This window comes from Colwellia sp. Bg11-12 (assembly GCF_014076955.1).
In the GTDB taxonomy this organism is placed as follows: Bacteria; Pseudomonadota; Gammaproteobacteria; order Enterobacterales; family Alteromonadaceae; genus Colwellia_A.
On record NZ_JACGUZ010000059.1, the window covers coordinates 168,224 to 181,567 of the forward strand.

The following is a 13,344-nucleotide window of genomic DNA, read 5'->3' on the forward strand; positions in this document are numbered from 1 at the left end:
AGAACGATTTATGACCGTAGCGCAAAAACCTAATCGCAAACAACAAATTTTAGAGTGTTTAGCCAAAATGCTAGAGACTTGTCCTGGTCAGAGAATTACGACCGCGAAACTTGCCGCAGAAGTCGGCGTATCAGAAGCTGCGCTTTATCGCCATTTCCCTTCTAAGGCGCGTATGTTCGAAGGTTTAATTGATTTTATTGAAGAATCAACTTTTTCACGGGTAAATTTAATTCTCAGTGATCACAAAGAAGCGTTGGTGCGTTGTCATCATATTTTGCATGTTTTGTTGGTTTTTTCAGAACGTAACCCGGGTATGTGCCGTATTTTAGCAGGGGATGCGTTAATGGGTGAAAACGAAAGATTACGTGCACGGGTTAATCAATATTTTGAAAAGTTAGAAACGCAATTTAAACAAGTTTTACGTGAACGAAAATTACGTGAAGGTAAAGGCTTTAGTATTTCAGAGCAAGCATTAGCCAATATATTAGGCGCCTTTGTTGAAGGAAAAATTAGTCAGTATGTACGTTCAGGTTTTACCAAAAAGCCCAGTGAAGACTTCAATGACCAATGGCAATTTTTAATGGCGGGTAAATAAAATTCGCGCAAAAGGCTATAAGGCGATTCTTAGCAATACCAATTTCAGCAAGTAGATAAACTAATAAGTATTAAAATAAAATTAAGGAAACAATGTGAGTAATTTATCACAACTTCAACCAACGAATTTATGGCAGTTATTTGAAAAAGTATGCAGCATTCCGCACCCTTCAAAGCATGAGCAAAAGATATCTGCTTGGATCCAATCTTGGGCAAAAGAGCAAGGTTTAGCGGTAAAAGAAGATGCCGTAGGTAATATTTTCATTAAGAAGCCAGCAACATTAGGCATGGAAAATTGCCAAGGTGTTATTCTTCAAGCACATATGGATATGGTACCGCAAAAGAATGCGGATACCGTTCATGACTTTTTAACGGATGCTATAAAGCCTTATATCGTTGAAGAAACTGACGGACAATGGGTAACGGCAGAAGGCACCACATTAGGTGCTGATAATGGCATTGGCTTATGCTCAGCTTTAGCGGTTTTAGCAAGTAACGATATTGTTCATGGTCCTTTAGAAGTTTTAGTGACCATAGATGAAGAAGCTGGCATGAGCGGTGCTTTTGGCTTAGAGGCGGGCTGGTTAGACGGTGATATTTTAATTAATACCGACTCTGAACAAGAAGGCGAAATATATATGGGTTGCGCGGGTGGCATTGACGCTGAAGCTACCTTTAAACTGATTTTTGAAGATGTTGCACAAGATTTTACTTCATTTACTTTGTCTCTTTCTGGTTTAAAAGGCGGGCATTCAGGGGTCGACATCGATACAGGTCGCGCCAATGCAAATAAACTTTTAGTGCGCTTTTTACTTGAAGCGAGCCAACAGTTCGACCTGCGCTTAGTTGATTTAAACGGTGGTAGCTTACGTAATGCAATTCCTCGTGAAGCTGATGCCAGTTTAGTTATTGCAACAAAAGATGTTGAAGCATTTAAGGTAAGCGTAGCCACTTATTTAGCCACATTGCGTACGACATTAGGTAGCATTGAAACTGATATCGATATGTTACTTATTTCACCAGAAGTTTTCGACCAGTGTTGGAGTAGTAAAACACAATCGTTAATTTTAAATGCGCTTAACGCTTGCCCAAATGGCGTTGTTCGCATGAGTGATGATATTGAAGGTATTGTAGAAACGTCGCTTAATTTAGGCGTTGTTCGCTGTAAAGGACGTAAGTTTGTGGCAATGTCTCTCATTCGTAGTTTACATGACGATGGCCGTTTAATGGCAGAATCTATGGTGAATTCAGTCTTTACATTGGCAGGAGCAAAGGTTGAATTTTCTGGCGCTTATCCCGGGTGGAAGCCTGATACGAGTTCCCGTATTATGAAAACTGTCCGTGACACCTACGAAACACTGTTTAATAAAGTACCTGAAATTATGGTAATTCATGCCGGTTTAGAGTGTGGTTTATTTAAAACCGCTTATCCAAACTGGGACATGGTCTCGTTTGGACCGACCATTAAATTTCCTCATTCACCCGATGAAAAAGTGAATGTCGCTGCGGTTGCGCTTTATTGGCAGTTATTGGTTGCAGTATTGAAGAATATTCCCAAAAAAGCGTAGTTTATCGTTTGAGCAGTTAGGTATGTTGTTGAGTTTATTAAAGGGCACCATGTTAAGTGTGCCTAAATAAACTGAACAACGTCTTTTTAAATAAACCTCAGGACTAGGGCGCAAGATCTAACTTCTTAGCCTAAGGTCTAGTAACATTTTTTTTGAGTTCCGCTACACTAAAAATAATAACTTTTAAGGTATGACATTATGTTTCAGCCAGAAAAAATAATAGTTGCCGACGACCACCCTTTATTTAGACAGGCGTTATTAGCGGCTCTCGATGTTAAGTTTAATAAAACGCAGTGGCTAGAAGCACAAACAATAGAACAACTTGAACAGCAATTATCAGCCAATACTGACAGTGATTTAGTGCTGTTAGATTTGAATATTCCAGGTGCGCATGGTTTTAATACTTTGATTCACGTACGTAATCACTTTCCACAAATACCTGTAGTAATGATTTCTGCGCATGAAGATAATGACACCATTCGTAAAGCTATGGAGTATGGAGCAGCAGGTTTTGTACCAAAATCTACGCCCGTAGACACTATTATTTATGCTATTCAACAGATTTTAGCGGGTGAAGTATGGGTGCCAGAAAGTTTTGAACAGGCCAGTAAAGGTGATGGTGAAAGTAATATTGCTGAACGTGTTGCAAGTTTGACCCAACAACAATATCGAATTTTAATGATGTTTGCACAAGGCCTATTAAATAAGCAAATTGCTTACGACCTGAATGTATCTGAAGCAACAATAAAAGCTCACGCAACTGCTATTTTTCGTAAACTCAATGTCCGTAATAGAACGCAAGCCGTTATCGCTATTGCACCACTTAATGTCTCTGAACCGAATATAAATAATTAAAATTAGCTTGTTTTTAATTCACACTACTCAGCATAATTATCTCGTAACTTCTTCGCCAACATCGCGCTCATCATAGCGCGAAGTGCTGCTGGCTTAACAAGCTTCCTCATAAAACCAACGTCAGCTTTCTGAGTCTTTTCTTCAATATCACTATCGGTGGTCGCTGTAATTAATATCGCAGGAATATAATGATTACTGCTGGCGCGTAACGCTTTAATAAGGGTTAAGCCATCTTGGTTATTATTGAGTTGGTAGTCGACTAATAAAATTTCAACTTCATTTTCGTGCAGCGAAAATATTTCTTTTGCTTGCTCAAAAGAGTTAGCTGACAGCACATTACACTGCCAAGCACTTAATAGCTCAGTCATACCGTTAAGTACATCAGGATCATTATCAATACACATGACGGTAACGTCTTTTAACCCTATTTTGGCGATGGGCTGCTCAATGTTAATCTTAAATTGTCGCTGAGCTTTGGGAATAGCGAGTGAGAATTTACAGCCTTGCTGCTCTTTAGATTTTAACGACAGTGGGTGTTCTAATAGCTGGGCTAAACTTTGGGTAATGTTAAGACCAAGGCCCAAGCCTCTGCTCGTATGACTGGTACTATTCTCTAGTTGGGTAAATTGCTCGAAAACAATTTTTTGTTTTTCAAGAGGAATACCCGGACCATTATCTACTACTTGAATGTTAACTTGCTTGCCCACAATGCGAGCCCCCAATAAAATTTTACCTGGGCTGGCGTAACGAAAAGCATTGCCAATTAAGTTTTGTAAAATACGACGTAATAAATTTCGGTCAGACGTAATCCATGCTTTACAAGAAGCAACTCTAAATTCAACGTGATATTCAGCGGCGGAAGCTGAGAATTCTTGTGCTAAATCTTTGAATAAATCATTTACAGAAAAGATTGTATAATGGGCGGTAATATTACCACTTTCAATACGTGCTATTTCACCTAAATCAGACAGTAAATCGTTGGCAACCTTTAAAGAATGATCGATGTTTTTTACTTGTCTTAATTGACTTTCACTTAAACTCCCTTGACTACTCAGGGCTGAAGTAAACAACCTAGCGGCCTCCAATGGTTGCATTAAATCATGACTACAGGCTTTCAAATATAAACTTTTCTTAATATGTGCCTGTTCAGCTTTTGTTCTAGCAATATCTAAGTCTTCATTGGTTTTTTCTAATTTTTTAGTGCGCTCAGCAATAATGGCTTCTAAATCAATATTAGTATCTTTCAATACTCGTTCAGCATCTTTATAAGCGGTAACATCAGAAAATAACATGACGAAGCCACCACCAGGTAAAGGGTTACCTTGAATTCTAATGACTTGCCCATTTGGATTTTGGCGTTCAGAGCTATGAGGGCTTCCGTTTCTTAAATACTCTAAGCGTTTTTCAACTTGTCGACTAATTTCGCCTTCACCACACAAGCCGCGTGAGGCATTGTATCTAATAAGATGCTTTATTGGACATCCTTTATAAATTAACTCTTTAGGGTAAGAAAACATGTCAATATATTTATTGTTCCACGCGACGAGTTTAAGTTCATTATCGACAATGGAAATGCCTTCACTCGCATTTTCAATTGCACTTTGTAATAAGTTTTGACTAAATGTTCGTTGCTGACTCGAGGCATCTTCAACTAATACCGCAATTTCATCGAGGGCAATATCACGACCGTCTAAGGCTGAAGACAAGACTAAGCAAGCTGAAGACGCGCCCATAACACTGGCGAGTGTATTTTCAGTATGTAGTAATAACTGTTGGTTATAATCGCTTTGTGTAACCTCTTTTTTGACAATGCTTTGTTGAAATTGCTTAAAGCTTATTTTTGCTTTTCCTTCACCAACAAAACGTGAAACTAATACTTCTAAATCGCGTTCATCAATATGACGTTTTTTCTGGGAATTGAGCAATTTAGGTACTTGCCACTCTAAAAATAGCGACGCTTGTACACGCTCTTGTACGCTTTGCCGACTTATTTGTGATAATGCCCACATGACAACAATATTTACGGCCAAACTGAGCAAGCTTGCGGTGGTATTGGCTGACAATAATCCACCAGTAAAGGGTTGTTCATATAAACCAAACTGTGGAATAAAATTCAGTACTAGCCAAAGCGAAAAACCAATTAATATACCGGCATATACGCCGGTTAAACTGGCTCTTCGCCAGTAAAATGCAGCAACCAGTGCCGGCGTTAATTGAGCAAAAGCACCAAAAGCAATCTCACCTAACGAACTAAGGGTGTCTGGTGATGTCATTAAGAAAACACCATAACCGAGTAAAATAACAAGTAAAACAAGTGCTTTACGAATGTTGAGCAAGCGAATTCGAAACTCATCAAAGTCGGTGTTTTTAGTTTTACTTGCACGAAAAATATAGGGGAAAACGATTTCATTACTGAGCATGGTACTCAGTGCTATAGAAGAAATAATAACCATAGAGCTCGCGGCAGAAATCGCGCCAAGAAAAGCAAACAGGGTTAGCCAGGTTTGTTGATGATGCCAAGGTAAGAACAAAACATAGGCATCAGAGGGCACAGTGTCACCCAAGATCATTTGGCCTGCGATGCCAAGAGGCGCAGCAAAAATAGCAAAAACTAATAAATAGAGCGGGAATACTTTTCGACTAAGCTTAGTATCTTTAGGGTTTTTAAGTTCAACGACCATCACTTGAAACTGTCGAGGTAAAGACAAGAATGCTGCCATTACAATCACTAACATAGCCAACATTGACATCATGTTTGGGAAGTTAAGTTGTTGCTCAAGTTGTAAATTTGCTCCTGATTTGTACCAAATATCCATGGGCGAATCGAAAACGAAAAAAGTGACAAATATACCTACAGCCAGAAAGGCAAAAAGCTTTACTAAAGATTCAAAAGCAATGGCAAGCATAACGCCAGGGTGGCGTTCTGTAACATCGATATGACGAATTCCAAATATAACGGTGAAGCCGGCAAGTACTAAGCTTGAAATAAGCCCAAAGCGCCAAGTGACTAACGTTTGTTCTGCTTGAAGTTGTTGAAAAGAATAGACAATCGCTTTTAACTGTAGTGCGATATAGGGCATGGTGCCGACTAAAGCGACAATCGTGACCATAATTGCTAGGTTATGTGATTTTCCGTAACGAGAAGCGAGTAAGTCGGCAAGAGAGGTTAAGTTTAATTTTAAACTGACACGAACAATACGTTGAATAAAAGGCCAAGCAAAAGCAAATAATAATATAGGGCCTAAATAAATAGGAATATGGGAAAGAAAGTTTGTCGACGCTTGTCCGGTGGTCCCTAAGAAACTCCAAGACGTACAGTACACACCTAACGTTAATGCATAAATAATTCCCTGACTTTTGCGAACGATTTTATGTCGGTATTTATTTCCTAAATAGGCAATAAGAAAAAGCAGGCCAATATAACCAATACTCAATACAGACAATTGCCAGTTGGGAAACATAATACATCTCAATTTTTATTTTTATACGTTCTACAATACCAAGCCTCTTCGCTTATTTATACTAAAGTTAGTGGCTAATTAATAAAACATTTTTAACGGATTAATTTTCGAGTATTGCACTTCAATAACAATACTATATAATTGCATTCGAACTTCATTCGAATTGATAGGGTTATAAGAGGTTGTCATGGCACCAGCACCAAAGTTTAGTATTGAAGAGCAAGAAAAGTTAATTTTGTTTGCCGCAGTCACCGCGATAGAAAAAAGTACATTGTTAGACTTTTCTATGTCATCCATTGCTAAATCTGCGGGTCTATCCATGGGCTCAGTGTATAAGTTTGTGCAATGTAAAGAAGATTTACTGATTGCTTTAGCAACAAAAATGTATCAAGAAAAGCATCGGGTTTTTAGTCAAGTGCTTGCACTCTCACTAACGACACCTGAACGAATTATTGCTTTGAGCTTACTCGATTTTTCAAAAGTACAAATGTTTAGCTTTGATGATCAACTAGAAAGTATCGTAAACACTCGTGCCATTATGAAACGATGTTCGCAACGCTGGCTTGATTATATGATCAACTGTAGCAAAGTCTGTGAGGATTCTTTTCAGGTACTTTTACAAACGGCAGTAGATACTAAAGAATTGCAATCTGGCATCAATGCCATGGAACAAATAAACATTGGAGCATGGTCTTTAAATGTAGGGTATTTTCAAACAGTAAGAATTCATCATGGTAGAAGCACCAACCAAGAAAACGAAATACAAGAGAGTATCGCCTCTTTATCAACCGATAATGTACATATTCTTAACTTACAGCGTTTTATTAATACCTTTGATTGGCAACAAAAAGTCAGTGAACAAGATATTGAAAAAGTAGCTCAGCAACTCGTTATATCAGAGCTTAGATAACAAAATGATAAAAAACAAAGGAAAGTATATGAAAATCCGTCAATGGATCATGACTATTATAATTTTAGCCGCGGTGATTAGTGGCTTGTATTTTTATAAAACATTCTTACAAGAAGCATCCTCTTCAGGGGCGCAAATGCCAGAGCCTTCAGCAACGGTAAATGCGACTAAAGCCGTGCTTGTTGACTATCAAAAAATGCTGAAAGTTAGTGGCGAAGTACAAGCGTTTAAAGCATTGTCATTGAATAATGAATTTGCTGGGCAAATTATCGAAATCAATGCTGGGTCAGGTCATTTAGTTAAAAAAGGTCAAGTACTTGTTGAAATTGACCACCGTGATGAAGATGCTCGGTTAATAGCCGCACAAGCGCAGCTAACGTTCACTAAAAAAACTTATCGTCGCTATATTGAGTTGAAGAAAAATAACGAAATTAGTGCTGAGCTTGTCGATCAAGCTGAAGCTGCGTTTGAAGTGGCTAAGTCAGATGTAGCGATATTAGAAACAACTATCTATAAGAAAAAACTGAGTGCACCTTTTGATGCAAAAGTGGCTATTCATAATCTGGAAATAGGACAATATTTAGATAAAAATAGTCAAGTACTCACTTTGATTGGTGTGAATGAATTTACTTGGGTTGATTTCTACTTGCCACAAGTCTACAAAGAGCTTGTGGTTGGCTCGGTTGTTAAAATCAACCCAATGAACCAGCTGAAATCTTTTGATGCCACAATTATTGCTATCGACCCACAACTTAAACGTGCATCACGTAGCTTGAAATATCGAGCACAAGTGAAATCGTCATTATTAGCCTTAAAACCTAATACCCTAGTCAGTGTTTACTCGCCCATTGCCGCGAAGGCCCTGGTTATTTCAGTTCCGGATGTAGCTATTACGCGTGATCCTCTAGGCAGTTATGTCTTTATTCTAGAAGCTGAAGGCGAAGGAGCCTACCGCGCTAAAAAAGTGAGCGTTATATTAGGAGACCGAAATGATGACCGTGTATTAGTGCTATCGGGTATTAAAGAAGGACAACTCATTGCCACAAAAGGCGCCTTCAAATTATTTCCACAAATGAAAGTGTATGTTGCTGAGTCTTTGTCGGCTAATACGGCTGATAAAACTAGGGCGCTATAATGAAAAAAACTTCAAGCCCAATGTCGAGTAGCAAAGCTTCAGTCATGGACATCTTTGTCCGCCGTCCTGTGGTCGCTTTAGTTTTGTCTATTATCATTTGTTTAGCTGGTCTTTGGTCTATTAGTAAAATACCTGTTTTACAGTTTCCAAAAATAGAAAGTGCTTCGTTAGTAATCGATACCTATTACATTGGCGCCTCTGCCGAAGTGGTACAAGGGTTTGTCACTGAACCTATAGAGCGTGCTGCCGCAACAGTTCCAGGGGTTGAGTATGTTGAGTCTAAAACGACTTCCGGTAGCAGTAAAGTCACAGCATGGCTTAACTTAAATGAAAACAGTACATTGGCTTTGGCCGAATTAACCGCGCGACTGAGTCAAATTCGTTATGAATTACCCACAGGTTCGCAAGACCCTATCGTGTCGGTGAGCCGAGCCGATCGTCCTTTTGCCGTGTTCTATTTAAATGTTAATGCTAATGGCAATGAATTATCTAAAGTTACCGATTACTTAACTCGACAAGTGAATCCGGTGCTCAACGCGATAGAAGGTGTACAACGTGTTGGTATTGAAGGTGCTAGAACACCAGCGATGCGCATTTGGTTGAATACACAAGCGCTTACGGCCTTTAACTTAAGTTCAAAAGATGTGTATCAAGCTTTAGCTACCAATAACAGTATCGCAACGATGGGCTATGCTGAAAATAGCCAACAGCGTATTGATATTGTTGCGAATAGCCAATTAACATCAGTAAGTGAATTTGAAGAATTAGTGGTAGCAAATCGTGACGGAGCAACGATTCATTTAACAGATATTGCTCGTATAGAGATAGCCGCTGAAGATGCCAGTATCACGGCAAGACTCAATGATAAAGACACCGTTTATATTTCAATTTGGCCATTACCGGGTGCCAATGAAATTGATATCGGTGACAACCTATATAAAAAAATTGCTGAGTTAAATCAGACACTACCCTTAGGTATGACAATTGATTTTGCCTTTGACGGCACACTTTATATGCGTGATGCATTAAGTGAAATTTTTATCACCTTAATGGAAACTGTCGTCTTAGTTGGTTTGGTCGTTCTCTTGTTAATGGGGTCATTTAGAAGTGCAATGGTACCTTTGATCACCATACCTATTTCTATTCTTGGCGCGGTGGCTGCAATGTCATTTATGGGTTTTTCACTGAACTTATTAACGGTATTAGCCATTGTACTATCGGTTGGCTTAGTTGTTGATGACGCGATTGTGGTCGTTGAAAACGTTGCCCGATTAATGCGCAAGGGCTATTCAAAATTTGACGCGGCTTTAGAAAGTTCACGACAGCTGCTCGTTCCTATTATTTCAATGACCTTAACTTTGGCTGCGGTATATGCACCGATTGGTTTTTTATCAGGCTTAACCGGTGTTTTATTTAAAGAGTTTGCTTTTACACTGGCAATTGCGGTAATTATTTCAGGAATTGTTGCTATTACTTTATCATCGGTAATGAGCGCACATATACTGCCTAAAGGCGGAGAAGAAGGTTGGTTAACGCGAAAAGTGAACCAACTCTTTGAGAATATTCAGCAAGCCTATGGAAAATTATTACAGCGTATTTTCAAATGGCAGGGGCAAGTTTTTTTGATTGCAGCGGTAGTGTCTTTACTCTCAGTACCTTTTTATTTGCAATCAAAGAAAGAGTTAGCGCCTGTTGAAGATCAAGCAATGGTCATGTTTGTTGTTATGTCACCTCCTGATTCTTCATTGACCTATAACGTTGCTCAAATGGATCCAGTGGTGGAAACACTGCAAGACATTGAAGGCGGTTTAAAAGTTTGGCAACTACTGTTTACTTCAGGTGGGTTTGGTGGTTTAGAACTAGTGGGTGCTGACGACCGTGATTATTCATCACAGGAACTTGTTCCTCAAATGTATGGCAAATTGGCACAAATTCCGGGTTTAAATATGTTACCCATATTACCAGGTTCACTGCCAACGGCAGGACAGTTTGAGATTGAAATGGTGGTTAAATCTTCGGCTTCATATGCCGAAATGAAAAGCTATGCGGATCAATTAGTAGGTGCTGCCTTTGCGAGTGGCAATTTTCTTTTTGCAGACACGGATTTAAAAATAGATTTACCACAAGTTGAATTACAACTTGATCGTCAAAAAATTGCTGACCTTGGGATGAGTGTTGCCGATATTAGTGAGCAAATGAGTATTTTGCTATCAAGTAACTTCGTGAACCGTTTTGATGCTAACGGCAAAGCATATCGCGTTATTCCTATGGTCGATAATAACGTGCGCGGAAAAACAGAAGAAATTCTAGCACTGAACATTAAAATACCTTCAGGGGAATTAATACCTGTTTCAGCTGTTGCTGATTTAAAATGGAAAACAGTACCACGAGAATTATCAACGTTCGCTCAACAAGCTTCATTTAAAGTTTATGGTGGCGTTGCGCCAGGTGTTAACAAAGAACAAGCACTAGCAACATTAGAAAATGCCGCAAGAAACATGTTACCTACAGGTTACAGTATCGACTATGCAGGTGAATCACGTCAGCTTCGCAAAGAAGGTAGTACTTTAGTGATGGTGCTAGGTGTGTCATTACTGATCGTGTTTTTGGTCTTAGCGGTACAATTCAACAGCTTCAGGGATCCCCTTGTGGTGTTGTTAGGTTGTGTGCCATTAGCCTTGTCAGGAGCATTGGTAATACCTTATATGGAGCTAACAACCATTAATATTTACTCACAAATTGGCTTGATCACCTTAATTGGTTTGATTGCTAAAAATGGTATTTTGATTGTTGAATTTGCTAATCATGCACAGGAAGCGGGTGCTAATAAATTAGCAGCTGTTACCGAGGCGGCAACGACACGTTTGCGTCCAATACTCATGACTACTGCGGCGACTATTTTAGGTCACTTTCCGCTAGTGTTGGTTACTGGAGCCGGAGCAGAAGCTCGAAATAGTATTGGTATTATTCTTGTGGCTGGTATGTTTATAGGTACAATATTTACACTGTTTGTGCTACCCAGTTTTTACCTGTTATTTGCAGAGCGCAGAGAGGTTTTAGCGGAACATAAACAAGACATCACAACCGCAGTAATCTGAATTTAACGATTAAGACTTGTGTTTTAAACGTTTACTTCAAAAGAAAAGGGCATCACTTATGGCTAAGTGATGCCCTTTCGCTTTTAGCGTATTAAGTTACTCATCGCTACTATTACGCTGTTCGGGTAAATCGCTAGAATATTCGACAAATTCTACTTCAAAGCCATTAGGGTCTAGAAAATACAAGTTAGCCCGATATGGATTTTCAGCCCCTTGTTTATGTACTGCAAAGCCTGCTTCAGCCAATCTACTTTTCATTGCAGACAAGTTATGAGTTACAAAGGCAAAATGCGCTAAACCTACTTGGTGACCCGTTAAATCACGATTTTCTTCTACACCATCATCATTGAACGTTAGGTATTGATAATCGTCACCAAAGTGTAGCCAATTGCGTGCTACGCCGTGCCACTCAGCGGTGCCTTTAGCCCTCACTTTCCAATGAGGAAAGGCGGCTTGGTAAAAAGTAAGAGTTTCTGGAATATCATGTACGACTAAGTTTATATGTTCGATGTGTAGCATAAAGATCCTTGGTTATTAAAAGTGACGGCACTATAAAACCTTAAGTTAGCTTGAGGGAAGCTGTTTGTAATACATTTATATTATTACCCTTACTGTCGATAATCTCAAGGAAAGTGAAATATGGTAACGCTGCTAGCCGCTAATTTAACGATAGGTAAGTTAGCTAGCGTTATGGCATAAAGTCATTATTATAAAAACCCAATGGAGAGATTTTATTTTTTATAAGAGATAGACTGTCGCCATTAATTAATTAACGATGATATTTATGGGCTATTTATTTGCAGTGACCCTGCTTTGGGCATTTTCATTTAGTTTAATTGGGGTTTATTTAGCAGGTCAAGTTGATGCGTGGTTTAGCGTTTTGATGCGCATTGCGCTGGCTACTTTAGTTTTTTTACCGTTTTTAAGTTTTAAAAAAACACCAAAGCCCTTAGCTATAAAGCTCATGTTTATTGGCGCGATACAACTTGGCGCCATGTATAGTTTTTACTATCACTCCTTTTTATATTTATCTGTGCCTGAAGTATTATTATTTACGGTAATGACCCCCATTTATATTACGCTACTAAACGATGCGATTGAAAAGCATTTTAACCCTCGTTTTTTTGTTATAGCCCTTATTGCCGTATGTGGTGCGTTAGCTATTCGCTATGAAAGTATTAATAGTAACTTTTTGATGGGCTTATTATTAGTACAAGCCGCCAATATGTGTTTTGCCACAGGGCAAGTGACTTACAAACGTTTAATGAGCAACAGTAAGCTGGATCATAAAACTGTATTTGGGTGGTTTTTTATTGGCGCATTATTAGTCGCTACTGTGTGTTATGTTTTATTTGGCAATACAGATAAGTTACCCAGTACACCAATTCAGTGGGGAGTGCTCATTTACTTAGGCATCGTTGCTTCGGGTTTAGGCTACTTTGGGTGGAATAAAGGCGCGACGTTAGTCAATGTAGGTGCGTTAGCCGCAATGAATAATGTCCTTATTCCAGCAGGTATTGTTGTTAATGTACTGATATGGAACCGGGAGGCGGACATACTGAGGTTAAGTATTGGTGGTGGGATTATTTTGGCCGCTTTATTACTTAATCAGATAAGCACTATACCTTCGAAGGGCAAAGTCTTGCCTGTTGACTAGCCTACAATATTAAAAGATGACAAAAACCAAGTTTCTGTTGGCAACGTTAACCAGACCGCCAAGATA

At 39.0% G+C, this 13,344-nt stretch carries 9 protein-coding genes; 7 read left to right on the forward strand and 2 right to left on the reverse strand.

Going from position 1 to position 13,344, the window contains the following annotated elements:
* Nucleotides 1-10: 10 nt before the first annotated feature.
* The 3 genes from slmA to H4J39_RS06725 all read left to right on the forward strand — a co-directional run bounded on the left by slmA (nt 11) and on the right by H4J39_RS06725 (nt 3,017).
* Nucleotides 11-595: a nucleoid occlusion factor SlmA gene (slmA, locus tag H4J39_RS06715; RefSeq protein WP_182226723.1), complete on the forward strand. Its 585-nt coding sequence runs from the start codon at nt 11-13 to the stop codon at nt 593-595.
* A 94-nt stretch (nt 596-689) separates the two neighbouring features.
* A complete protein-coding gene (locus tag H4J39_RS06720; protein WP_182226725.1) occupies nt 690-2,162 on the forward strand; it encodes an aminoacyl-histidine dipeptidase in 1,473 nt (490 codons plus the stop codon).
* Nucleotides 2,163-2,357: 195 nt separating this feature from the next.
* On the forward strand, nt 2,358-3,017 hold the full coding sequence (locus H4J39_RS06725) for a response regulator (RefSeq protein WP_404842686.1): 660 nt from the start codon (nt 2,358-2,360) through the stop codon (nt 3,015-3,017).
* 23 nt (nt 3,018-3,040) lie between these two features.
* Here H4J39_RS06725 and H4J39_RS06730 read toward each other — a convergent pair whose 3' ends face one another.
* Nucleotides 3,041-6,478, reverse strand: a complete 3,438-nt coding sequence (locus H4J39_RS06730; protein ID WP_182226729.1) for a PAS-domain containing protein — start codon at nt 6,476-6,478, stop codon at nt 3,041-3,043.
* A 187-nt stretch (nt 6,479-6,665) separates the two neighbouring features.
* Between H4J39_RS06730 and H4J39_RS06735 the strand changes: the two genes are divergently transcribed.
* The 3 genes from H4J39_RS06735 to H4J39_RS06745 are packed head-to-tail and all read left to right on the forward strand — an operon-like array spanning nt 6,666 to nt 11,621.
* Nucleotides 6,666-7,388, forward strand: a complete 723-nt coding sequence (locus H4J39_RS06735) for a TetR/AcrR family transcriptional regulator (RefSeq protein ID WP_182224472.1) — start codon at nt 6,666-6,668, stop codon at nt 7,386-7,388.
* Between the two features lie 28 nt (nt 7,389-7,416).
* On the forward strand, nt 7,417-8,523 hold the full coding sequence (locus H4J39_RS06740) for an efflux RND transporter periplasmic adaptor subunit (RefSeq protein ID WP_182226731.1): 1,107 nt from the start codon (nt 7,417-7,419) through the stop codon (nt 8,521-8,523).
* Nucleotides 8,523-11,621, forward strand: a complete 3,099-nt coding sequence (locus tag H4J39_RS06745) for an efflux RND transporter permease subunit (protein ID WP_404842683.1) — start codon at nt 8,523-8,525, stop codon at nt 11,619-11,621. The genes H4J39_RS06740 and H4J39_RS06745 overlap by 1 nt, the downstream gene beginning before the upstream one ends.
* A 96-nt stretch (nt 11,622-11,717) precedes the next feature.
* Here H4J39_RS06745 and H4J39_RS06750 read toward each other — a convergent pair whose 3' ends face one another.
* Nucleotides 11,718-12,140 (reverse strand): VOC family protein, encoded by a 423-nt coding sequence (locus H4J39_RS06750; protein ID WP_182226733.1) that lies wholly within the window; start codon nt 12,138-12,140, stop codon nt 11,718-11,720.
* A gap of 265 nt (nt 12,141-12,405) precedes the next feature.
* On the opposite strand from H4J39_RS06750, the gene H4J39_RS06755 reads away from it, so the two are divergent.
* Nucleotides 12,406-13,278, forward strand: a complete 873-nt coding sequence (locus H4J39_RS06755; RefSeq protein ID WP_182226735.1) for a carboxylate/amino acid/amine transporter — start codon at nt 12,406-12,408, stop codon at nt 13,276-13,278.
* Nucleotides 13,279-13,344: the final 66 nt, after the last annotated feature.